Origin of the sequence: Mucilaginibacter sp. L196, assembly GCF_009765905.1 — a bacterium.
In the GTDB taxonomy this organism is placed as follows: Bacteria; Bacteroidota; Bacteroidia; order Sphingobacteriales; family Sphingobacteriaceae; genus Mucilaginibacter.
In genome coordinates this window covers 458,497-483,420 of the sequence record NZ_LMUO01000011.1, presented here as the reverse complement: position 1 = coordinate 483,420, position 24,924 = coordinate 458,497, and the positions used below count along the sequence as shown (strand labels likewise).

The following is a 24,924-nucleotide window of genomic DNA, read 5'->3' as shown; positions in this document are numbered from 1 at the left end:
ATACCCGCTCCTGAACTTGCAGTCACGGGTATTTATGAATTAACCAATTATTGAATTTTAACTACCCGGATATTGTCTATTGCCATTGTGAAAGCTGCAACCGAGGTTGTACCATCATTGATATACCAGATATTCATACCATTGTTACCACTTGAACCAACTAAATCTGTAATAGAAGCTACCGGGATGCCGGTACCATTATTGGTTAAAAAGCTTGACAATGGAACGGTAACGGTTACCCATCCTGTTGTAGTAAACGGCGTTGTCGTACCGTTGCTGTTTGCCCACGGCCTGTACCGGGCTATGTAAGTAAAGCTATAATTTACTGATATGAAAATAGAACCGCCAGTCCATGGAGTAGATTTAGGAACCGATACTTCGAACTTTACAGCATAACTGGATAAACTGCTATCGATATTTGCAACCGGTACCCATTGACTGGCACCCATATTTACGCCACGACCACCATTGTACCAGTTAAAGTCGCCCCCAGCAAGGCTGGTTGCAGTTATTACGTTGTAACTGCCCGTATTACCCGGATAATCAGTGGAACTGTTATCGGTATTCGATCCCCATGGATATCCGTTTATACTATCCCAGTTTTGAAATACACCATCTACAAAATCCTCAACGTTATAAATTGTAGCGGCTGAGCCCGAATTTGTGGTAACCGATACCAGACCACCTGTTTGTGGTATACCCGATGGTACCGCCAGCGTAATTGAAGTACCATCGTTTGACGAGGTATAGCTGGTGATTACTTTGCCACCAAAAGTTACACTTTTGATAAAGAAGAAGTTAAACCCATAAATCTTAACCGAATCTCCGGCTGGTGCATCTTCATCAGAAATGCTTGTTATTTGTGGCGCAGGTGCAATAATAGGGAAACTAAAGGTAGTTTGCCCATGTGTGGTGATGTATTGTACGGTATTGAGTTGTTTTGCCGGTACCGATGGGAAAGCGATGACCGCCGGTATCAGCACAATGGCGCTGGTATCAGAGAACCAGGCATCATTAAACGAGCCTGCAACGCCATCAAAATTGATCTGTAGCGCGCCCTTTAAATTGCGGCCCGAAATAACTACCCACAGCCCTGTACCCACTTTTGTTAAAGCGGAATCGCCGGGATGGGCAACGTAATTGCGTATGCCGGTAATAACAGGCGTACCTGTGGACGATGAGGTGTCCTTTTTACAACTTTGTTGTATGAGGATGCCTGCCGCGATCAACATCAGCAGCAAACAGCTATTAACATGTTTAAGTAGCTTTTTCATGATTTTTTTAAGGATAATTTTAATTCCAATATCTTTTTATTAATAATAAGCCACAGGTGCCTGTAATAGTAACGGGTCGGCTGTTTGATCATTGGCAGGTATAGGCAGTGTAAATGTTGCAACTGTAGCCGGCGTAATGAGCAGGCCGCTTGGCGTAACAGTTTTTATACCCGTACTCGGGTCGTAGGTAAACTGATCCCTTACCTGCCCGTTAAGAGATGCAATAGCAGCCTGCGGATTATAGTACGACAGGCGAACCAGATCAAACCAGTACTGGCCCTCGAACGCCAGCTCTATGCGGCGTTCCGTCATCAATGATGCTGTTGTAATGCTGGTCGCCCGCGGAAGACCGGCTCTTACACGCACATCGTTAAAATATTGCAATGCCAGCGCATTAGTGGTTGAACTGCTGTTACCCATTAATGCTTCCGCATATACTAAATATACATCGGCCAGCCTTAAAACCGTATTATGCTCAATAGACGACCAATAGTCCATCGTAGGTGAATTATTATCAGCAGCGGTGCCTACTATGTGTTTTTTAACATTACAACCGGTTGCAGTATAGCCGCCATTCGTTGCGTCCAGCTCGGGATAATAATCTCCAGTAAGCATAAAAGTAGCTTTACGGCGTACCGAATCTGCAGGAACATATAAATTAGCCAAATCTATGGTCGGGCCAATAGCGCCGCCCCAGCCACCACCACCGGTAACCAGGCTACCGCTTGGTGCAAACTGTGCTTCAATATCATTTCCGTTGCCATAACCTACGCCAGGTGCCCATTGAAATGCAAAAAGTGATTCAGGATTATCATTATACTGTGTTCTGAACAGGTTATAATAGCTTGGCAATAATGTTAAGCCGCTGGTATTGCAAACATTGCCTGCAAAGTAAGCTGCACTATCCAGGTCGGTTTGGTTTCGGGTCATGCTTTGGCCTAAACCTGCCCTGGTCAGATATACCTTTGCCAGCAAACCCTGTGCCGACCAGGTTGTAACACGCCCAGGTTGATCGGAAGTTGGTAAATTGGTAGCCGCGAACCGCAGATCGTTTATAATGAATTTATAAACATCGGTAGTTTTATTACGCGGCACCAAAGGATTGGTTATCAGTTTGTCGTTATCCTCAATAATAGGTACCGCCCCCCATAGCTGCACCAGGTAAAAATAAGCCGTGGCACGCAAAAAACGTAATTCGCCAAGTGCACCGTTTTTACCTTTTACCGATACCGAATCGGGCAGTTGGGTATTGATAGCCTTTATATTGATGTTGCAATGCGCTACAATATCGTAAAAGCCTGTCCACGCTTGTGTTACATAGGAATTATTACTGGTGATAGAAAAGGTGGTGAACTGTACCAGGTCTGAATTATACGGCTGCAACATGTTGCCGCTCATAATATCACCGATGCCGAGTAATGGAAAATTGTTCCAGTCGAACCAGGGCTGTGCATAAATGGCCGCCGTTGCCAGGCGAAGGTCGGCGGTGCTTTTATAAAAGTTATCAGTCGTTAGCCCGGTCAGTGGGGGTCTGTTCAGGAAAGATTTTTTACAGCTGCCCACCGCAATGGCGATAAGCAACAGGAGAATATTTATTTTAATCAGTTTCATGATAATAAATTTTATTTATTTTAGAGATACATTGGCGCCAATTGAAATAACACGGGGTTGCGCGTAATAACCGTTATCAATACCAGCCGCTAACGGGTTCCATGAACCGATCTCCGGGTCGTATCCCTTATATTTTGTGATAGTAAATACATTGGTCATATTGGCGTATATCCTTAATGAAGCAATATGCAATTTGGCGATCAGATCGTTATTAAATTTGTAGCCTAAAGCGATGCTCTTACATTTCAGGAACGAGCCGTTTTGAATATATCTATCGGAAAAGATAGTATTCTGATCGCCACTGCTCTGGCTTATCCGTGTAATATTAGTGCTTGGGTTAGTAATGTACACATTGTTGATATCGGATGCGGAACCACCCGCAGCGACAGGAGTGATCAGGCCGATACGCGCGTAATTAAGCACAGCCGGGAAATAACCGAAATTTTGGTTAGGATCATCGCCATTTACTAATACCTGATCGAAGATCTTATTACCGTAATCACCGGTCATGAAAACCGTCAGGTCAAATTGCTTATAATTAAAGGTGTTGTTAATGCCATATTGAAATTTAGGCAGCGGCGAACCTAAATCGGTCTCGTCATTGGCATCTATCTTTCCGTCCTTATTATTATCCTTAAAAATGACATCACCAACCCAAACCCCACCAGATCCAGGTGTAATAGGTATAGGCCCGCTACCATTTTGCCATACCGCCGGATATTTTTTAAAGTCGGCGGCGTCTTTATAAAGGCCTAGTGTTTGATAACCATAAAAATCACCGATAGAACCACCTACAACTGTTTTGGTATACGTACCGTAAATGGCCGGTGTGCCCGGGTTTAAAGCAAGTACTGTATTGATATTGCGTGAGAAGTTGATGGTTGTTTTCCAGTTAAAATCTTTCGATTTGATATTATAGGTTGTTAATGAGAACTCAAAGCCTTTATTACTTACCGCGCCGATGTTGACAAAAGGCGATTGAATTGCACCGGGTGAATAGCCGCCGTTAGGATACGTGCCTGAATAATATGGAAGCGTAAGGGGTAGCAACAGATTATTTGTTTTTTTGTAATAAGCATCGGCAGTAAGCTGTATCCTGCTATTCAGTACACTCACGTCCAGGCCCATGTTATACGATGTTGAGGTTTCCCATTTTACATTGGGGTTACCTTCGGTTGCGGTTAACTGCGAATTACCCGATAAGCCGGTGGCTACCGTACTTAAAGTTGAGCCATAGGCATACTCATTAATGTTTTGGTTATTCACCAAACCATAACCTAACCTCAATTTCAGGTCATTAATACCTTTTACACCCTTCATAAAATCCTCATTCATGATCTTCCATGCGAAGGCACCCGAATAGGAGGTATTCCATCGGTCTGCCGGGCCGAATTTAGAAGAACCATCGCGGCGTATAGTACCCGTTAACAGGTATTTATCATCATAAGTAAAGTTTGCACGGCCAAAGTAGGCCTCCATTGCACCATCCGATTTTACACCGGTGTTGGTTGCCGTGGTGGGGTCGCCGCTGCTTATGGTGGTTACATCGTTACTGGCAAAATTAGTACGGGTGGCCGAAACTGACGAAGTGGTTACCACCTGTGCTTCGTGCCCTAAAGTTGCACTCACAAAATATTTGGAGGCGAATGTATGCGAGTAATTTAGGTAATTGGTTATTGAATTATAAATATTTTGCCCAGTGGTAGCGGTTCCCGTATTGCTGGTATGTGTGTATGAACCCATCACATAGGTGGGGTCGAAATAGTCTTCGGTAGCGAAATCAAAATTGCCCGATACCTCGTTACGTAAACTCAGATCTTTGGTAAACTGTATTTCGGCATAGGCGTTCCCAAGCCCCTGGTACCGGCTTTTATGGTCGGTTACGAGCGATGCTAACGCGAATGGATTGGCCCCGTAAGCCCCGTAAATATTCGGATCATTACCGCCCCAGGTACCGTCAGGGTTTTTAACTTCCACATCGGGTGTTTGGTTCAATGCCTGTAAAATTACACCGGTGTTGGTGGTACCAACGTCTTCTGACACATGAGCCAGATCCAAACTAATACCTACTTTAAGCCAGTCGGTGGTTTTGTTATCAATATTTGCTTTGATAGAGGTTCTGTCAAAATCAGAACCTAAAGCAATACCTTCTTGTGAAAAATAAGTAGCTGATATATAATACTTGGTACGGGCATCGCCGCCGGTAATGGCCACATTATGGTTTTGCATAGGCGCTGTGCGGAACAACGCTTTTTGCCAATTGGTACCCTGACCAAGGTATTGCGGATTGGCAAATTGCGGACGCAGGTCATAACCGATAATGGCCGCTTTTTCGTTCATGAAAGTAGCGTACTCCGGCAGGTTCATTACATCGTAGTACTTTGGTAAGGCCTGCCAGCCCTTATAACCATCGTAACTGATGGTTGGCGTGCCTGACACGCCTCTTTTTGTGGTGATGATAACCACACCGTTGGATGCCTGTGAGCCATAAATAGCCGTAGCCGAAGCATCTTTTAAGACGTCGATAGATGCGATCTGCGACGGATCGATGGTCGACAACGGGTTTGTACCCTCGCCCGGAATGGGTGACTGGGCATTAGGTGGTATCTGAACACCATCTATCACGTACAATGGCGGGCTTTCGGTAAAACCACCTATACCCCGTATCTGGATATTCACATCGCCGCCCGGCTGTCCCGATACCTGCTGCACAACAACTCCCGGAACTTTTCCTTGCAAGGCCTGGTCGAAAGTAGTAGGTTGCGTTTCAACAAGGTCTTTTGCGGAAACCGAGGCTATTGAGCCGGTAAGGTCCTTACGCTGCAACTTACCGTAGCCAATAACAACCACCTCGTTAAGGTTGGTGTTAATGGCGGTTAAAGCTACGTTAACTACCCGTGTACTGCCAACAGTTACTTCTTTGCTTTGATAGCTCACGTATGAAAACACCAGCACATCGCCGGTTTTCGCTTCGATAGAAAAATCGCCGTTTATATCGGTCGATGCGGCAATTGCCGCGCCCTTAACTTTTACGGTAACGCCAATCATTGGCCTGCTATCATCTAAGCCGACAACTTTGCCCGTAACATATCTGCTTTGCGCATAGCCAGAAAGGCCTAGTAACATGATAGCTGCGAACAGTAGGACACTATAACTTAATTTTTTTGGTAATTTTTTTTCCATCTTATACAGAAATTTTAAAAACGGTAAATAATTGGTTCATAATTTTTAGGTTTTGGTTAGTTTTTATCTCATAATTTATAGGTTAAGTACAGTAAACTATTGGCCTTTTATAGCCTGTAAACAGCGTTAAAATGTTAGCATTTATGTTTTCGGCAATAAATTGCCGAAAACATAAGACATTGCATCTATCTATTAAATCTTAAAAAAATCGTCGGGTTAAGGACTAAATTATAATTGGTTGTATTATTTAATATGGCTGCCAAATAATGCATCATATTACTGGAATGAAGATATTAATGATGATTTTATAAGAATGTAACATTTGTAACTATTGATGTAACTAATGTTTATATATATTTAATTAATTGATTTACAATTACTTAAGTTCATATAAATATCTAAATCTTTTATTTTAATATTATTTAAGCCGGAAATATCTTAAAACTACAAGCTACCTGATCCGGCAGGGTTATCCGGTAGCTTATAGGTTAAAGTATCGACACTTCGTTCAAAATACAATTGCTGATCGGTGCCAGCAATCTTACCGATGAGATGCCAGCCGGATAATGTGCACTGTTTAGTTTTAATGATTTCATTATAGTTTAACTGACACCTGTTTACCATAATAGGTAATTGTTTTATCAGCATGATCGACAACCCCAGAATCAGAACCATGAGAGCCACTAACTAACACAATATTGAACTTGCGCTGTGCTAACATACCCGGAAATTTACCCTTACTATCAGAAATGGTTAGTACCTGTTGTTTATCATCCCATTTTAGGTTGAAGGTTGAGTAGTTACCGTGCTCGTAATTGTAGTTGTTATTTTCATCTGTATAATAGGTAAACTCGCCATCAGCACCAGGGTATATCCTTAGCTCAATATTGTTATCAGGTTTTTCTGTAGCATACTGCATAACCGGCCCCATAGGTACAATTGATCCTGCTTTTACATATAGCGGCATCACATCAATTGGTGCATTGGCGGCAATAGTTTGGCCACCATTGTAAGTTTTTCCGGTCCAGAAATCATACCAGGTAGTACCTGCAGGCAGGTAAACATCGCGGGTAGTTTTTCCGGCAGAAGCATTGCTGCCGGTATATAGTTGCTCGGTTACCGGGTTTACCATAAATGCCGGACCGAACATATATTGGTCGGGGATATTGTATACATTTTTATCATTCCTGAAATCAAAAGCCAGGGAACGCATAATGGTATAATTATCTGTTGTTACCTTACCGGCAAGCGAATAGATGTATGGCAATAAGCGATAACGAAGTTTATCATATTTCAACAAAATGGCTCTGGTTTTATCATCCCAATTTTTGGAAAAAATGGCGCGTTCGCCTTTACCGTGGATACGGAATATCGGGCTAAAACTACCGAACTGGAACCAACGGGTGAAGAGTTCGCGATACTCCGGCTGCGACCAATCCGGTGTCCCCCAGTTAAGGTGGTAACCACCAATGTCGGATGTCCAGTATGGGATACCGGAAACACAGGCGTTAATGCCCTGCGGTACTTGCCTTTTAAATGATTCAAACGAGCAGGTAATATCCGAAGACCATAAAGTAGCCGCATTCCGTTGCTCGCCGGCGAATGATTGTCTGATTAAGAAGAATGCGCGTTTACCCGGAATATCCCTACGCCAGCCCTGGTAAATACCTTTTGAATGCTCCAGGGAGTAAGTGTTGAAGTAATCAATCCCCCTACCCGGCCAGAAATTGGTTTGACGGCGGGCATCCAGTAAAGTACCGTTATCAGGTTCACATTGGTCAACCCACCAGGCATCCCAATCGTATTTTTTTATCAGACTGTCTCTTGCCTGCTCCCAGTATAATGCCCGGGCAGCGGGGTTATGAGCATCATAGTAACTGTCATAAGTATGGGTCACTACGTTATCCCAGGTAATATCAGTCATACCACCCATTTTTTTGAGTGCATCATAGTTTGGTGTACCCTTACCAAATACCGGCCAGATTGAAATCATACCATGAATGTGATCTTTATGTAGTTCATCCAGCATTTTTTTAGGGTTGGGATACCTGTCGGGATTCATGATGTGTGAACCGATAGGCAATGGATCCCAGTAATACCAATCCTGCACAATTACATCAAGCGGTATATGGTTATCGCGGTAATTATTTTTTACGGAGATGATCTCGTCCTGACTCATGTACCTATCCTGCGACTGGAATAAGCCAAATGCCCATTTAGGGAACATAGGCGCTTTGCCGGTAGCGGTGCGGTACAGATCGATAATATGATCGAATGTTGGACCATAAAAGAAATAATAATCAACCTGCTTGCCGCTTTCTGATACATATTTAAACTTTGTGTTTTGGGCCTCGGCTCCATAAAAACTGGATGCGGAGTAATTATCCCACATCAACCCGTAGCCTTTAGTCGACAGCAAAACCGGGATGGCACCTGTCATATACTTAATCAGCATATCCTGGTTGCGGCCTTTGTAATTGATAGATAATGAATCAACCGGGTGGCAGCCTAATCCGAATAGCGCTTCATCAGCAGGAGAGTTAAATTCAGTTGAGCAGTTAAAAGTGTTTATGCCGGCTATTGTAACTGCCTGCATACTTTTGTTATCCGATTGATCTTCAGCGGTTATCAGCACACCTTGTTTTGTTAAGTAGCTGGTAGCATTGGTTGCTTTGTTAACCACAATTTTTAACCGGGCGGTGGTGATCACAATATCATTACCCTCATCTGCCACCAAAAAACTAACCGGCGTGCTCCACTTGTTGTTAACTACAAGTGATTCCTTGGTTTGAAAAGTGTTGAATACCGTGTATTTTACTTCGACGATATCAGCACTGCATATTTTTATTTTCATCAGGCCTTTATCCAGGTTAAAAACAACACCGTCGGCTTGCTTTTTAAAGTCGCGGATAGCCGCGTGGACAGGTTGTACCATGAAGATGCCGATCAGCAGCAATAAAGGTTTGCATAGCTTGCTTAGTTTAAAATGTAGATTTTTATATAACATAATTTTTTGATATACTTTTTTACTTTAATTAGATTGGATCATATCTCCATAGAAAATACCCCGACCATGGGTGCCTACGTATACACGCCCATATTTTTTAGGATCGCCTGTTATTTGAAGAATCAGCCCCCAGCTATGCTGGTCATCATTAATTTTTACCCAGTTTTTTCCTTCGTCATCCGAGCGAAAAATGCCATCCGTACCATCGATGGTTCCGGCCAGGTATAGGGCTGGGTATTCGCTTTGAGGGGCTGCTTTACCGAAACCAAATGCATGTATCTCGGACACGTGGGCTATTTTTTGAAACTTATTTATTTTAGCGGCATTGCGGTACAAACCATCAAAGGTTGCTATCCAAAGCTGCCCCTCTTTACCGGGAACTGCATAAATTCGATCCTGACCACCACGGACATCACCACGATTGCGGGTTCGTTCGGGCAAGCCGCCTGCTAAATTTAAATTTTGTTGTTGGAAGGTTTTTCCACTATCGATACTGGTAAAAAGCTCGCCATCAAATAAGGCCATGGCATAAAACTTGGCCGGGTTTACCTGATCTGCTACAATCCGGGTATTCACTGGTAAACCGGATACGAGTTGCCAAGTATTGCCTTTATCACCAGTGATGTAAGGTATGTTATTTTGCGGTGTCCAAATCCAGCTATGCCCATCTGCGGAAACGCTTATAGAACCACTCCTGCTTCCTGTAAAGGGAGCGCTTTGTGTGGGTTGCCATTGTTTTCCTCCGTCTAAGGAATAAGCAATATTTCCACCGCCTACCTGGATCGAACCTTCACCCACCCTAACGATGATGCTACTGTTTTGCGCACCACAGCTTACACCTGTTGTATTGGAAAAGTGGGGGTTTATAAAATTGCCTTCGGGTGCAGGTTCGTCCAAGTTATTATGGACAAATCCACCATAATCGCCGATGGCTGAGATTAATTGGGCGCCCTGAGGTGGACTTAGCAGTTCTAACGCCACGGTTTCTTCAATGCCGATATTTTTTACCGTCCATGTGGTAGGTTTACCCATATCCACATTGGTTAAATCGTATGTTTCATGCAGGCCATAGCCGGTGGTAAATATGGCGTGGTTGGTATTGGTCGGGTCAATTTCAAGGTCAAACAACCAATGGATGCCGGTATGTGCTACATAGGGTGCAGCGCTATCATCATATTTACCTTTGACGTCGCCTGTAAATATGGGTTTCCAGGTGTTGCCAGCATCAGTACTTCTAAAAATATCGTCGCCGCCTGCCTTTCCATAACGATGGAAGGTACTCACCATAATGGTTTGCGGGTGTTGCGCATCAATGGTTACGGCTGCGTAGCCAAACCCTTTTCCATTTTCGGGGTCGGGTTTTATGGGGCTGATATTTTTCCATTGACCGGATTTTGTATTGAACTGATAAACAGCGCCATCCGTCATCGCGCTCGGGCCGGGACTATTACCGTAGGTAAGATAAAGCATCCCATCTGCCGACAAAACCGCATGTGTAGGCATTAAAGCTGTTGGCTGGCTAGGTACCGGTAACCATTTAGTGCCGCCATCAGTGCTTTTGTACAGGTTTGCTTTTCCTTTTTGGGAGATACCAATATAGATAACCGTGTTTTTATTGTTAACCTTGTTTTCTGTATCAAATAAAACAAATATGATCCCGTTGGGCCTCGACCAGTATTTGGTTGAAGTATCGGGAGACACCATCGAGGATGAAATTCCACTTACATTATGCCAACTTGAACCACGATCATCACTTTTCCATAAGCCATCCAGTCGGGTTCCCATATAAATAATATTGCCATTGTTGGGGTCTACAGCCATTCGCTCGCCATTGCCCCTGCCATTTTCATTACCACCCATCCTGAAGGGTACATCTACCTGTTTAAAGGTTTTACCCTGATTGTCGGAAACCAAAATAGCATTAGGCCCATGCGAACTGGTATACGTGCCACAAGCCATATACAAACGGTTAGTATCGTTAGGGTCAAGTGCTATGCTTTCAACGCCCATCAGGTTATTGTCTTTATAGGATACCCAATCCAGCAAGGGTTCCCAGGTTTTAGTTGCATTATTCCATTTATAAGCACCGCCCATATCGGTACGGCAATAAAGCAGGCCCTTTTTTGTTGGATGATAAATAATGCCATCAACAAAACCACCGCCCCGTATTTGAACACTCTTCCAATTATAGCCCTGTACGGTTTGTTGTGCCGAGGCTGACAGATTTAATAGAGCTGCCATTAAAAACAAATAGGACAGCCTCATCATAAATTAGATACTATAATAATATACGGCCGCATAGTTAGCGCCCACGGAAATAACGTACACATAAACACCATTTAATAAATAGCTTTTTAGAAAACGAATAATTGGTTTATAACAGAAAGTGAAGATATAAGGCAGCCCACAAAATGATAGTAACATTTGTAATTTTGAATGTAACAAATGTTTACACAGATCTAATCAACTGATATACAATAGCTATTATCAGGAAATATTGTTAATGGGCTGGCTTTGTGTACGCTTTTGCAGCACAAATTCTGATGGCAGCATATTAAATTCGTCCTTAAATGACCGGGCGAAGTATTGGGGGGTGTTAAAGCCGACCTCATATGAGACCTCGGCAATGTTCATTTGGCTATGCTCGAGTAAATGAGCAGCTTTTTTAAGGCGTTGCGACCTGATGTATTCTACCGGGGATTTACCGGTAATGGTAAGCAGTTTTTTATAAAGGGTATTACGGTTCATGCCCATGTGCCGGCTCAGCTCGTTAACAGACAGAGCTGGGTTAAGCATGTTATCGCCGATGTATTTGATAATCTCCTTAACGAATTTTTCATCGGTTGATGGCAAAATTGGTTCTACCGATTGCACATCCAGCTGGCGGGTATAGGTTTTTTTGAAGGTAGCCTGTAAGCTCAACAAGTTCCTGATCTTGGAAACCAGTATCTCGAAATTAAATGGCTTAGTCATGTAATCGTTGGCACCAATTTCAAGTCCTTTTAATTCCTCCTCTTCACCAATGAGCGCGGTTAGCAGGATTATGGGGATATGCGATGTGCGGCTATCGTTCTTAATTTTCCGGCATAATTCTTTACCGTTCATTTCGGGCATGCTAATATCGCTCACCATAATATCTGGGTGCAGGGCCAGTGCTTTTTGCCAGCCTTCTTTACCATTTACCGCTTCAATTACATGATAATTATCTTTCAAGTTATCTTTTAGATAGAACCGGAAATCATCATTATCCTCAACCAGCAACACACTTTGTTTTTTGGTTGATTTTTGGCGGTTGCCGATATTTGCTTCTGGTTTGGCCCCATCATCTGATGTGGTTATCACATCATCTAAAGGTTCTTCCGTTTGCATATCATCCAAAGCTAAAACTGGGAGGTGGATAATGAAACAACTGCCATGATCCGGTTCGCTTTCTACTGAAATATCGCCATGATGCATACTTACAAACTCTTTGGTAATAGCTAAACCTATACCACTTCCCTGATTAAGCATGGAGCCCGGAAGATTATTCTGGAAGAAACGTTCAAATATGCGGTCGTGTTTATCTTTAGCGATACCTATACCAGTGTCGATCACTTTAATTTCAATCAATTCAGCGTCCGTTTTTTTGCGGTAAAGATTGACCAGCACACTCACATGACCGCCTTTGGGTGTAAATTTAAAGGCATTGGAAAGCAGATTAAATAATATCCGTTCTATCTTATCATGATCAAAGTTTGTTTTGAGCGAATCTACCTCGGTATCAAACACAAAACCAATCCCTTTCTCGTCAGCAATATCGCTAAACGAGAAACTTATCTCTTTAATAAATTTGATAATATCGCCCGACTTGGCGTGCAGTTTCAGTTCCTGCACCTCCATTTTACGAAAATCGAGCAATTGGTTTACCAGGTTTAGCAGTCGCCGTGCATTTTTACGGATCATGTTCAATTGCAACTTTTGTTCAGTATCAATAGTATGGCTATACATTTTGTCAGCCGGTGCCATAATCAGGGAGAGCGGTGTTCTAAACTCGTGGCTAACGTTGGTCAGGAATTTCGTCTTCAACTTATCAATATCGTGCATCCGTTCAATTTCCTGCCGTTCCTGCTCAATAATCAGCTGGGTTTCCATCTTCTCCTGCTTTAGGGCAAACTCACGCCTTATTTTTTGGATTCCCCGCCGACGAATAAACAAAAGGATTCCGATGACAATGAGTACATACAAAACATAGGCTATTGGCGATTCCAAAAATGGTGGATTCACGTGAATTTTCAGGGTAATCGTATCTTTACTAGCTATGTTGTCCGGATTAGCGGCCCTTACCTTGAAGATATAGTCGCCTGCATCCAAGTTGGTGTAGGTAGCCTTGCGGTTGTTATTATCCGCCGTGATCCAACCTTTATCAAAGCCTTGCAGCATATATTGGTACTGCACCTTATTCGGGTTGAAGAAGTTAAGCGCCGCAAACTCTATGGTAAAAACGTTATCTCTGTGGTTAAGAGTTATAGCCGGTGTTTCTGTAATTGCTTTTGTAAGTATAACATGGCCGTTTATAGCTTTATTAACGGTTACACTTTTGCCAAATAGCTGAAAATCGGTAAAAATCAGATTGGGTTTATTGAGGTTTGGTTTTATGCTTAATGGTTCAAAAAGATTGAATCCATGTCCGCCGCCAAATATCAGTTCGCCTTTGCTTGTTTTAAATGCGGCGTTTACATTAAATTCGCGGCCCTGCAAACCATCGGTTTCGTCAAAATTCTCAATCTGAAAACTATAAGTATTTCCTGTGGATGTTAGCGTAATACGGCTAAGTCCGTTTGACGTGCTCAGCCACATTTTGCCGCTATTATCCTCGAGTATATTAATTATAAAATTATCAGGCAGCCCGCTTTCTTTTGTTAATGATATAAAGTGGTTAGTTTTTAAATTTAACATACTCAGCCCGTCTCGCGTCGCTATCCACATTAGGCCCCTGCTATCCTGGGTAATGTTGTTTACATTATAGGTTATAAGGCTATTGTTATCATTATCGTTATGTGTATAATGTATTATGCGGCCATTGCTTTTCATTATCACATTTATACCGGTATAACCGCCTATCCACATATTGCCATCCTTATCTTCAAAAATAGAGGAGATGAAGGGTGACGTTATTTGCGCGCTGTTATAAGGATGCAGGAATATCTTTTTTGAACGATCGAAAATATTAAGACCACCTGCAAGTGTACCTACCCATAAACGGTTTGATGAATCCTCTACTATGCTCCATACACGATCATCGGAAATGCTGGTTGCAATTTTGTCATCATGGCGGTAATGGATAAATGTTTTACCGTCAAAACTATCCAAACCACCAAAATAAGTACCTATCCACAATGTCTGATTGTGATCAATACACATGCCGACAATTATATCGTTGCTAAGGCTGTTGCTATTTTGCGGGTTGTTTCTATACTGCGTGTATTTACCGGTTTTGCGGTTAAAGTAAATTAACCCACCCCCATTGGTTCCTATCCATAAATTTCCTTGTTTGTCCTCAACAAATTTGTCAACATCCTCAAAATTCAAGCTTGAAGGATCGGATGTGAAATGCTTGTAGAGCGGGAACCTAATGATATTTTTATGATAATAACTTATACCTTCCTTAAAAGTACCTGCCCACATGATGCCTAAATCATCTTTATAAAGCATCACACTGTTCTGACTTAACGATTTGGCATCATCCTCTCTATTCAATAAATAGGTAACCTTAAATTCCTTTTTATTCACCAGGTTTATGCCACCATGATCAGTTGCTATCCATATCAACCCATCATCCGCCTGGTAAACATTATTGATAACATCGGCATTTAGCCTTGTTCCTGCTGATGACTTATCAATATGGTTCAACACATTTTTTTGAGGGTCTAAATAATATACCCCCATATTTACACCCGATGCATAAAGCCAAAAGTCACCATCACTATCTACCATTATTGAATAAGGCAGCGGTTTGGCATTATTTACTTTGCTTAATATATTGCTACTGAAGGTAATCTTATTGCGCCCAACGTCCAGTTTTTCAATAACGCCTGTACCGTAAATAAACCACATATCGCCCTTTGCATCTTCAGAAATATCAGCAACAGCATTTGAAAACAGGGACGGACTTGAGGTTGAACCATGACTGTAGTGATAGGTTTGCTTATGAACCGGATCGTACCGATATGCGCCTGAATTAGGATAGATAAACCAAAAATCACCTTTACTGTCCTTTTTAATTTTGGTAAAATCGCTGCCGGGCAGGTTAAATGATTTGAGCCAAGGCGATAGATCACTGTTAAATTGCTCAGTGGCTAAATTATATATGCAAGGCCCATTACGAGTTGTTATCCATAGATTTTGCTCCGGGCCTTCGTAAATACTTTCAATATAATCATCGTTGATGGAATTTTTATTATTGGCGATGTGTTTGAATACTTTAAAGGTATAACCGTCATAACGATTAAGGCCTGCCATGGTGCCAAACCACATAAAACCCTTTGAATCTTTGTAAATACAATTTACCTGATTGCGCGAAAGACCATTGGTGATATCGAGGTGTGAAAATTGGTATTTATTGCCTTGCGCAAGTGCAGTGTAAAACCCACCGGAAATTAGGAATAACACTAAAACTACCTTCAAACGCATAAAACTTATAATTGGCTGTCAAATTTACATTATAAATTTAGCAATCATTTATGCAATACCAATATATGTAAAAGATAACTCAATATATCACCATAAATAATTCAGCATAACCAACTTACAATATTTTACACTATTCGTTTATGAAGCTTCCATCTCCCCTACGTTGCAGCAATTTGCCATGCCGTTTTGCCGCTCCGCTCCATTTTTGAAGATTAATGCGAAAGCTTACCATTACATACCTGCTTAAGGCATTAGATTTAGTATCGGTATAACCCGTTGGTGTGGTTACACGGGTAACAAAGTTATTTTGATCAAGCAGGTCGAAAAATTGTACGCTTAGAATGCCATTTCTCTTCTTGAACAACTCTTTTTCAAAATAAGCATTAACCACAAAAGGGTTTTTTGTTAGGTTGGAGCTGATACCTGTGACATAATTTTTACTTGCGCTGTAACCCACCAGCCAGGTTTGAAAGAAATACACCTTTCCGTCAACACTCAAAGCCGCGTTTTTAACATTATTATCCGGCGCGTCAGGCAGGGAATTGTCGGATTTGGTAACACTATAAGAAACATATGGATTGATCTCAAACCAATCAGTAGGATCAATACGCGGGCCTAAACGTTCATTGAACTTCCATGATGTCGAAAAGTTTTCTACATTATTGGTCATCGCGATATTATAACCGTACGTAACGGTTCCATTTAGCTCCAGGTTGTATTTCCTATCATCATACTGCTTTGCAATATTATAATTGCCGGCTACCGCGTAAGCGCCGCTAAGGTTCAGGTAGCGGGTGTCGGTAATAAAACTTTTAGTGGTTTTACCATTACTGGTAATATCTATCGGCACTAATATATTGTTTGTAATTACCTGATTGTTAATCGTCGAGGCGTTAACATTGGCGGATATATTTAGCTGTGAGTTGGCAATATAATTATTATATTGGGCCGTGATCGCATTGGTAAACGACGGCTTAAGATCTGGATTGCCAATAACAGGGTTTTGCGGGTTAGTCAAGTCTGTATAAGGCTGTAATTCATTAAAAGTAGGCTCGGTAGGTGTACCTGTATAATAAATAGAAAATTTCTCCTGTCGCGACCATGAGTATTGATACCGAAAAATAGGGATCAGGGTAAAGTCTGAATGATCAACATTGCCGGTGTATCCCTGCCTGGATCCCTGTAAAAGCGTAGGTATTGCTGTAACTCCAAGCGACAAATTATAGTTGGTTTTATTCAACCGGTAATTTAAGGCAATACGTGCCTCAGTAAATGAATAATGATAAACGTTAGTTAAACTGTCTATCGGCGTGCTGTGATTCAGGCTATCAATATTGTTGGTAAAGGCATTATTTTCGTAGCCCCTGTAAATAAGCTGTGAATTAAATTCTAACTGGGATACCGGGTTTAAAGGTTCAACATAAGTTAAACTCGCGCGGAAGCTATTAGATATATTACCACGCTCAACTACCCGATGTACCAATGAATCTAAAAAAGGCGTAGTTAAACTAGTACTATCGTTGTAATATAAAATGTGATTATTTTGTTCATTAGTTTGCTCCTGGTTGGTATGAGTGTAACTCAATTGCAATGAAATATTCCTTCTCTTCTTTTTAAATATATGCTGATAGAACAGTGTAGCACCGTAACTGGGGGCTGTAGTGCTTGCATCGGTATTGCCGAGCGATGTTTGATGAATAACCCCGGTTTGGTAATACTGAGAAATATTATCATTGTTTGAGCCCGAGAAACTGTAAGTAGGCGTAAATCGCAGATAGTTAGCACTATCTATACTATATTCCATATCAAAATTTGCCGTGTGTGATTTGGTCAGATTATTTGCCACACTATTATTAGTAAAAGCCGTATTCGCCCCGGATGGATAGGCTTTACCTGTTTGTGGGTTGATGGTCCCGGGTGCATAAAGCTGTACGCCATCACTTTCATTAATCGCGTTAACATCAGCATAAGTGTAGCCATAACTCATATTAACCTCTATTTTCTTGCTCCAGTCATCCCGGTAACTAAGCGTAGGTGTAACTGTTTTTGTGGTTCCACCGCTCCCACCGCTACTGCTCGAGCTGCCATAGTTACCTCCAGCGCCGCTATTGATACCAGTGCTGGCTACGCCATTCACTGTATTTTTGAAACTTCCTATAACGCCTATTTGCTGATTAGCATCTATCCGTTGTAAAAACAGGCGTTCATCATAGCGGTCATCACTACCTGCTCCGGCAGTTACGCGGGCAATGTCACCTACAGAGCGGTCTGCCCGGGTAGTTATATTTAATACTTTTTGCGGGGTACCGTCTTTAACGCCGGTTCTCGCGGCTTCATCACCATAATCATCTACTATTTGTATCTTTTCAACAATGTCAGCTGGTAAATTTTGAATGGCCTGTGCTACATCACCACCCGCATAATCCTTTCCGTTTAATCTTGCCTTCATCACCTGCTGCCCCTGGTGTGTTAACGTACCATCTGAGCCTACTTCCATGCCTTCCATTTTCCGGAGTAATTCGTCAACGGTTGCATTTTCACGTACTTTATAATCGCTTGCCTTATATTCAACTGTATCCGTTTTATAAGTTATACTCGGGGTACCATTTATCTTCACCTCTTTAAGCATATGGGTGTCCGATTTGAGGATGATCGGATCCAATACCACCTTTTTTGATGCATCATTATTTAGATATTTACGAGCTGACGGTACATAGCCGATTTCAGTAATTGAAAGAACGAATGTGGCTGATTTTACATTTTTAAACACGAATATACCGTCAACATTTGTGGCTGTTCTGAAGGTATCAGTTTTGGAAGTTAACGTAACAACGGCGCCGACAATCGGGTCGTCGACGGTATCTTTTACAATACCACTCACCTCTCTGAAAGGCAAAGGCGGCGGAAGCGGGGCTGCGTTCCGGCTTTTTGAAGCGCCGCCACGGCTACCTTGGGCAAACAATTGTTGAGTAATTAAAATCACAACTAATAAAAGGTATAGTTTTTTCATGTACACCCGGTTATTGATTAGTAATTTTGATAGCTAAGGTATATTTACCCCAAAAATCAGTGGGGCTCATCATGTCTGATACATCTGTGCTTTTCCCACCACCAAAACCGCCGCCGAAACCTCCGCCGCTGCCGCTGCCGCTGCCGCCACTACGACCGCCGCCGCCAAAACTGCTATTTCCCCCAAAACCACCACTACCGCTAAGTGCTAAACCATTAATTTTAATATTATAAGCCAATTCTTTTTGATTGTCGATTGCTATCTTCAACAACCTAAGTGGAACTGCTAATTCATAAACCAATACGCCTTTATTGTCAATATTGGCTGCTGCCTTTATGCCGTATTCGTTGTAAATAGAAACAAGGGTGTCGGTAATATCTGCAAAACCTATCGCACTTATTTCTTTACTGGTGGCCAGTGCTTGATTTTGCTGGGTTACAATGGCCGCTGTATCCGGCGTATCGTCTTGCCCAAACCCGCCTCTTCTGCCACCATGCCCTGTTCGACCACCACCAGTCCGTTTTATGATAGGGAATGTGATGGTGAAAGCATTCTTAGTCTTTTTCTTTCCTTCTGTATTCAAGGTAAAACTTATGCCCCCTGCTAAGATCTTATTGTTATTATCCAGATCTGTTGATTTTATAACGAGATAAATATTCTTGTCATCATTGGCTATCGAATACCAAAGCTGTACATTTTTATTGTAGGCTTTTAAACTTTCGCCCCACTCCGTAAGCTTTCCATCAATTTTTACGGCGGTCGGTGCCCACACATTACCGATCTGGACATTTTGAACTTTCTGAGCCATAAGTGTTAAATGAACACTTATTAACATTAACATGAGAACAGGTTTTCTGATGCTATAAGGTACTTTTTTCATATCTGCTAAATCTACAATTGGAATAGAAAAAATAAAAAAGGATTATCGGTTTTGATGTGATAAAATCTATTTTTTAGATTGGGTATGAAGTTACTACCAAAGTTTCAACGAAACTAATTTGTCATAGAAATGTTGCTTATTCGTTATGAGATTGTTGCATGGTCAATTAGCTTCGTCCCGCCTCTCAGTATTCGATCTCTTCAATCAGAATACCGTTACACCAGTACGCAAAATGGCAATTACTTTCCGATACAGAAAATACAATAACTTATATACATAGAATTACAAATCAGTTACATGATTTTTAACCCTTTTTTAGGACTATTTAATGCGGGAAACATTAATTTTCAGTCGCAAAAAATTGAATATTCCGAGAGGTTTGACTAGGCTATTCCGTATGCATTGGAGCACCGGGCAGTACAGGCAGTTAGGAAATTCGCAATTAATAATAAATTAATATGACCACCTTGTTCCGGAATAGCAAACAACCTATTCCGGAACAAGGTGGTCAATGGCTTCAGAATGTCCAGGCCATGAGTTTGATCAACTATTATTTAGTTATAGTAGTTTTTTTTAGAATCAATTATTTACTATGATTGAAATCAAATATCCTTGATATAGTAAACCCAATCCGGAACTGGCCTTTTGAGTATTTGGACTCTGTATCGCTTAAATAATTGATCTCGTCAATTGCGCGGGCATTTGTAAAGTTAATTGTAAATACGTGGCCGCCTGTTTCCATCTGTAAGCCAAATCCTAATGGATCTGAGAAATTGCTATTGTGCTGCCTAAAAGATGAGAAAGGATGCGCGTAATCAACAATTATACCCATGTGCTTTGATACTTTTAAAACACCGGTACCTGATAGGGAGAAAAATTGCTGTTCGTTACCAGCAACGTCTGGCATAGGCAAATTATCACGTACATATGATGGTGCTATCTGTAATGAAAAAGCTGATGAAAATTTACGGGCAAAAATAACTTGTCCAAAATAGGATAATCTATCGCCAAATGTTGGATAGCTTACAAAACCATAAGGCCTAACTCCGCCCTCCCCAATTAATGTAATGGCTATTGGTGAGCTGTTATCACTTTTTTGATGTAAAAGAGCGTATTTTAATTCCAGATCGGCAAGGCCCCCAATAGTTGTTCTGCCAATATCAATATTAAAATTATCGCTAATACCGTATTCAAAACCAATGTAAACGTCGGCCACATCATCAAGCCCGTAATAAAGCTTTCCTCCGCCATTTGCGCCGCCTGCATCACCAAAACGGTGAATGATCAGGAAGTTGAGGTTCTTCTTTTTAGTCATTTCCGTACTTTGCGACAGCACGAGCCTGGTTGCTTTAAATATGACCACATTATCGGCTTTATTATCCGTACTTACCGAATCAAGTAGCGCATCCATCGAACTGGCTTTTTTCTCGTTCTTAGCTGTATCGGTTGTTTGGGCAATTAAAAAGTTGCTTGCTACAAGCAGAACTAATAAAATTAAATATTTCTTCATAGTAGGGTTATTTAGTTTGTGATTTATAAGGTGCGTAAGTGGCCGAAACATTTATTTTTATAGTTTCGGCTATATTGTGAAATACAATTCGGGGGATGCTGATATTATGATCAGCACATTTAACGATGAACTCCGATGCAATGCTGATCACACCGTTTTTCACGGTAAGCGTTCCCGAGATAGTCCTTTTTTGAGTTACGCCATGTACATTAAGGTCGCCAGCAACGGTAATTGGATAAGTTCCGTCTTTAGTTACATCTACATGCTCCTGAATCTTACCTTTAAAAGTGGCTTTGGGGAACTTATCACTCTCCATATAATCAGAGTTGAAATGTTCTTGCATAAGCTCCTTTTCAAACGTGAAAGATTTAATATTCACGCTGAAATCTAACTCCCCCGATGAAGGATTGTAAACCGAACCTCCTGAGGAAGTAGCAGCTTTAATATCCTCAATTGGCGCGCTTGAATACAAGCTGATCCTGGCATTTTTTGACACGTAGATGTCCTGTCCCGCCTGGTTGATGCTCATCCAGGCAAGTAAAATAATACTGATATATTTCATTTTTTTTCTAAGGTTGTGACGAATCGAGGTTCCAGCTAAGTCCAACAGCTATGCCGGTAGTTTGTAACTTCACCTGGCTGTATCCTATATCTGCTAAAGGGAGTTTCAGATATGGCTGAATGGTTATGCCGGCCTTTGAACTAATTTGTCGTTCATAAGTTGCATTAAGATTTAATATTTTAAAAAGATAACTACTGCTATTCGGTACTGAATAATCTTTTGGCGCTATACCGGATGAGCTTGAGTAAACAAAATTATAGTCCTGTTGTAGCATGATGTATGATGATAACCCGGTGCCAAACGAAATCATATTTTTACCCTGGTTATAAACCTGGTATCCTATATTAATTGGAATATCCAACATCTGACAGTTTGCTGTTAAGCTAACAGGGCTCACTTTAGGTTGGTACGGCAAAGTAAAATTGTCATATCCGGCTGAATAAGGTGTTGACGAATAAACTGCACCTGTACTAATTGTTAGCTTTTGAGACACCCCCGCAGCAAATACCAAACCTGCTTTACTACCAACTTTACCCTGTTTAAATGATCCGGCTCCATTAATATCCTGCGCGCCTATTACACCACCTACAAACCGTGGTTTAAACGATGCCTGCGTTTTTGCGCTAAGCTTATTATTATTCGCTGGCGATGTGCTCTCTAACAATTTCATCATCGCTGCATTTGATTTTTCAGCAGCTGTCATTGGCTGATCAGTTATTTTCCCATTACCTACAGGTTGTTTTTGTACTGCACTTGTATTTACAGTAGCCGGAGGATTAAACGTCGGTTGAGGCGTTGAAACTGATGCGATATTGTTTCTGACGTTATTGTTATCTAAAATTACCGGACTAGTTGCTTTATCAACCGGGCTAGTAACATGATTCAAAGCGACTATTTGCTCATTCTTAATCCAGTTATTACTATTATTAGTTTGAGGACTAAGCATAGAGCCTTTATAAAGCGGATGGTTTTTAGTATAAGCTTGCTCAAAAACGGAGTCCTTACTTTTATTTGTGTTGGGTGCTGATGTCGCAAACACCGAAGCTTTATTGTTTAAACTATCGTTTTTAATACTGTTAATGTTTGTTTTACTAATAACAACGCCGTTACTAATCGCTTTACCCTGTATAATTTTAGCTATGTAAGCAGTTGGCTGCACTATTTGCGGTTTAGGCAACTGGCCTTCATTGTTTTTAGAATGGGTCTTATTATTTAGTGTGTTGTTATCAATTTTAGGTGCAGCAACTTTAGTTATTTGTGATTTTTGCTGATGGTTAATGCGGTTAGCTTTTTGCTCAAAAAACCACCAGCCCACAAATACCAGCATTAATGCGGCCACACTGCTTAATATTGGTAATAAGTAAACAATACCTATTTTTCTTTTGCGCTTATCCAGCATATTCTCCAGAGCATCCCAATCCTCCTCCCTGTACCCGGATTGTTCATCCGGATTTTCTAATCTTTTTTTGAAAAGATCATCTAACTTCTTATCCTGCTCGTTTTTCATCCTCTGATACCCCTGTTTAAAAATACACCCTGAATATTAATGGCGTTTAATGCTACAATAGGTATATAATCTGTTCGTGTGTTATAATTAGTATGCGTATCGGGCAAATCTGCCTCTAATATCATTTTTTTTAGTTTTAATCTGGCTTTATGCAGGTTTGATTTAGATGTACCTGCATTGATACCGAGCATTATAGCAATTTCCTCGTGCGAATATCCCTCTACCGCAAAAAGATTAAACACAGTTCTGTATGCTGGCGGCAGTTGCTGAACCATAGCTAACAGGTCATTGTAATTCAAATTCCTGTCAGGTAATTCACCATCGCTCAAATGTTCCGCTTTATCCAGATCATCTGTATAGGCCATTTTTAAATTCGACCGGTAATTATCAATCGAAGCATTCATCATGATCCTGCCTAGCCAAGCTTTAAATGGCCTTGCAGTATCAAAGCTATCAATATGTGTAAATACTTTAAAAAAACCCTGGTTCATAACCCCCGAAGCTTCATCACGATCATTGGTATAGCGCAGACATATCCCCATAGCAAAACCATAGAAAGCCTTGTACAGCATTTTCTGGCATTTCCTATCCTGTTTTATACAGCCCTTAATCAGTTCGTGTAACTCTTCGTCTCCCATATGGGTTATTACCTATTCCTTTTAAAATTTCTACCTATATAGTTGCATCACGTTAAAAAATAAATAAAGGTTGCCTGTTAGTAGTAACAAAATAGCAATATATTATATATTACTCACTATCAGCAAGTTAATTTACATAGAATATCTGCTAATATTAAGCCCTTAACACTTCCCCGTAAGGGAAATTACAAAAAATATTGATGCAGGCAACCCTTTGCCTGCATCTTGCGATATATTAATAAACATCCGGCTATTAAGGTCAAATAAATTATTAATATGGTTGCGGTTTCTATTGTTATAATTACCAGGGATCAGTCTGAAATACTTGTCGAATGCCTTGATAAAGCGAAGATTATTACTGATGATATTGTTATTATAGATAATGGCAATACCAACAATCAGGAGAATATATACGCTGAGGGCTGCAGGGTTTTCAAAAAAAACTGGGATGGCTATGGGGCCAACAAAAATAAAGGGGTATTAGTTGCTAAATACGACTGGATATTAAGTATTGATGCGGATGAAGTACCTGATGATGAATTAATAAAGGCGTTGCATAATTTGAATTACACTAACCCTGCCGCTGTATATGATATAAAATTTCGCACTTATTTTGGTGATAAGATGATCCGTTTTGGCAGTTGGGGGAAAGATCATCACATCCGTTTATTTAACCGGAATACGGTGCGATGGTTAGATACCACGGTGCATGAAACACTCGTAATACCACCAAATGTGCAGGTAGAAAAAATAGACGGGTATCTGCACCACTATTCGGTAAAGGATGCTGTTGAATATGATGTAAAAAACAGTTTATATGCAAAACTTAGCGCCGTAAAATATTTCAACAGTGGTAAAAAAGCAGGATTTGTTAAACTATATATCTCTCCTGTTTTTGGCTTTTTGAAAAACTATATTCTTCATCTTGGCTTTTTAGACGGACGTGAAGGATGGCAAATAGCTAAAATTACGCTTAAAAATACCCAGCGTAAATATCGCTTGCTCAGTCAGATGCAAGGCATTAAACCCCAAAAACAGGTATATAAAGATAGCTTTGCCATAGAATATTAATA

At 41.0% G+C, this 24,924-nt stretch carries 14 protein-coding genes; 1 reads left to right on the top strand and 13 read right to left on the bottom strand.

Going from position 1 to position 24,924, the window contains the following annotated elements:
• Positions 1-47 precede the first annotated feature (47 nt).
• The 13 genes from GSQ74_RS09565 to GSQ74_RS09505 all read right to left on the bottom strand — a co-directional run bounded on the left by GSQ74_RS09565 (position 48) and on the right by GSQ74_RS09505 (position 23,851).
• A complete protein-coding gene (locus tag GSQ74_RS09565) occupies positions 48-1,274 on the bottom strand; it encodes a glycan-binding surface protein (RefSeq protein ID WP_158992578.1) in 1,227 nt (408 codons plus the stop codon).
• Positions 1,275-1,313: 39 nt separating this feature from the next.
• On the bottom strand, positions 1,314-2,885 hold the full coding sequence (locus GSQ74_RS09560) for a RagB/SusD family nutrient uptake outer membrane protein (protein WP_158992576.1): 1,572 nt from the start codon (positions 2,883-2,885) through the stop codon (positions 1,314-1,316).
• A gap of 15 nt (positions 2,886-2,900) precedes the next feature.
• Complete coding sequence (locus GSQ74_RS09555) at positions 2,901-6,068, bottom strand: TonB-dependent receptor (RefSeq protein ID WP_158992574.1); 3,168 nt, start codon at positions 6,066-6,068, stop codon at positions 2,901-2,903.
• Positions 6,069-6,512: 444 nt separating this feature from the next.
• Positions 6,513-6,692 carry a hypothetical protein gene (locus GSQ74_RS09550; protein WP_158992572.1) on the bottom strand — a complete coding sequence of 60 codons (180 nt, stop codon included), beginning with the start codon at positions 6,690-6,692 and terminating at the stop codon, positions 6,513-6,515.
• A complete protein-coding gene (locus tag GSQ74_RS09545) occupies positions 6,664-9,075 on the bottom strand; it encodes a glycoside hydrolase family 31 protein (RefSeq protein ID WP_158992570.1) in 2,412 nt (803 codons plus the stop codon). The genes GSQ74_RS09550 and GSQ74_RS09545 overlap by 29 nt, the downstream gene beginning before the upstream one ends.
• 24 nt (positions 9,076-9,099) lie before the next feature.
• Positions 9,100-11,316 (bottom strand): exo-alpha-sialidase, encoded by a 2,217-nt coding sequence (locus GSQ74_RS09540; protein WP_158992568.1) that lies wholly within the window; start codon positions 11,314-11,316, stop codon positions 9,100-9,102.
• A gap of 246 nt (positions 11,317-11,562) precedes the next feature.
• Entirely contained in the window at positions 11,563-15,744 is a 4,182-nt protein-coding gene (locus GSQ74_RS09535; RefSeq protein ID WP_158992566.1) for a hybrid sensor histidine kinase/response regulator transcription factor, read from the bottom strand.
• Between the two features lie 130 nt (positions 15,745-15,874).
• The gene (locus GSQ74_RS09530) at positions 15,875-18,754 is read right to left on the bottom strand and encodes a TonB-dependent receptor (protein ID WP_158992564.1); all 2,880 of its coding nucleotides are present in this window, start codon (positions 18,752-18,754) and stop codon (positions 15,875-15,877) included.
• Positions 18,755-18,764: 10 nt separating this feature from the next.
• Entirely contained in the window at positions 18,765-19,562 is a 798-nt protein-coding gene (locus GSQ74_RS09525) for a hypothetical protein (RefSeq protein WP_158992562.1), read from the bottom strand.
• A gap of 655 nt (positions 19,563-20,217) precedes the next feature.
• Entirely contained in the window at positions 20,218-21,144 is a 927-nt protein-coding gene (locus GSQ74_RS09520; RefSeq protein WP_158992560.1) for a DUF5777 family beta-barrel protein, read from the bottom strand.
• Between the two features lie 7 nt (positions 21,145-21,151).
• The gene (locus GSQ74_RS09515) at positions 21,152-21,706 is read right to left on the bottom strand and encodes a YceI family protein (protein WP_158992558.1); all 555 of its coding nucleotides are present in this window, start codon (positions 21,704-21,706) and stop codon (positions 21,152-21,154) included.
• A 7-nt stretch (positions 21,707-21,713) separates the two neighbouring features.
• Positions 21,714-23,213, bottom strand: coding sequence for a hypothetical protein (locus tag GSQ74_RS09510; RefSeq protein ID WP_158992556.1), 1,500 nt, complete (start codon positions 23,211-23,213; stop codon positions 21,714-21,716).
• Positions 23,210-23,851 carry an RNA polymerase sigma factor gene (locus tag GSQ74_RS09505; protein ID WP_158992554.1) on the bottom strand — a complete coding sequence of 214 codons (642 nt, stop codon included), beginning with the start codon at positions 23,849-23,851 and terminating at the stop codon, positions 23,210-23,212. Before GSQ74_RS09505 ends, GSQ74_RS09510 begins: the two co-directional genes overlap by 4 nt.
• Before the next feature lie 276 nt (positions 23,852-24,127).
• On the opposite strand from GSQ74_RS09505, the gene GSQ74_RS09500 reads away from it, so the two are divergent.
• Positions 24,128-24,922: a glycosyltransferase family 2 protein gene (locus GSQ74_RS09500; RefSeq protein ID WP_158992552.1), complete on the top strand. Its 795-nt coding sequence runs from the start codon at positions 24,128-24,130 to the stop codon at positions 24,920-24,922.
• Positions 24,923-24,924: the final 2 nt, after the last annotated feature.

What these genes read in the sequence shown, in the direction of transcription:
- GSQ74_RS09565 (WP_158992578.1), bottom strand. Translation starts at nt 1,274, where the DNA reads ATGAAAAAGCTACTTAAACATGTTAATAGCTGTTTGCTGCTGATGTTG.
- GSQ74_RS09560 (WP_158992576.1), bottom strand. Translation starts at nt 2,885, where the DNA reads ATGAAACTGATTAAAATAAATATTCTCCTGTTGCTTATCGCCATTGCG.
- GSQ74_RS09555 (WP_158992574.1), bottom strand. Translation starts at nt 6,068, where the DNA reads ATGGAAAAAAAATTACCAAAAAAATTAAGTTATAGTGTCCTACTGTTC.
- GSQ74_RS09550 (WP_158992572.1), bottom strand. Translation starts at nt 6,692, where the DNA reads ATGGTAAACAGGTGTCAGTTAAACTATAATGAAATCATTAAAACTAAA.
- GSQ74_RS09545 (WP_158992570.1), bottom strand. Translation starts at nt 9,075, where the DNA reads ATGTTATATAAAAATCTACATTTTAAACTAAGCAAGCTATGCAAACCT.
- GSQ74_RS09540 (WP_158992568.1), bottom strand. Translation starts at nt 11,316, where the DNA reads ATGGCAGCTCTATTAAATCTGTCAGCCTCGGCACAACAAACCGTACAG.
- GSQ74_RS09535 (WP_158992566.1), bottom strand. Translation starts at nt 15,744, where the DNA reads ATGCGTTTGAAGGTAGTTTTAGTGTTATTCCTAATTTCCGGTGGGTTT.
- GSQ74_RS09530 (WP_158992564.1), bottom strand. Translation starts at nt 18,754, where the DNA reads ATGAAAAAACTATACCTTTTATTAGTTGTGATTTTAATTACTCAACAA.
- GSQ74_RS09525 (WP_158992562.1), bottom strand. Translation starts at nt 19,562, where the DNA reads ATGGCTCAGAAAGTTCAAAATGTCCAGATCGGTAATGTGTGGGCACCG.
- GSQ74_RS09520 (WP_158992560.1), bottom strand. Translation starts at nt 21,144, where the DNA reads ATGAAGAAATATTTAATTTTATTAGTTCTGCTTGTAGCAAGCAACTTT.
- GSQ74_RS09515 (WP_158992558.1), bottom strand. Translation starts at nt 21,706, where the DNA reads ATGAAATATATCAGTATTATTTTACTTGCCTGGATGAGCATCAACCAG.
- GSQ74_RS09510 (WP_158992556.1), bottom strand. Translation starts at nt 23,213, where the DNA reads ATGAAAAACGAGCAGGATAAGAAGTTAGATGATCTTTTCAAAAAAAGA.
- GSQ74_RS09505 (WP_158992554.1), bottom strand. Translation starts at nt 23,851, where the DNA reads ATGGGAGACGAAGAGTTACACGAACTGATTAAGGGCTGTATAAAACAG.
- GSQ74_RS09500 (WP_158992552.1), top strand. Translation starts at nt 24,128, where the DNA reads ATGGTTGCGGTTTCTATTGTTATAATTACCAGGGATCAGTCTGAAATA.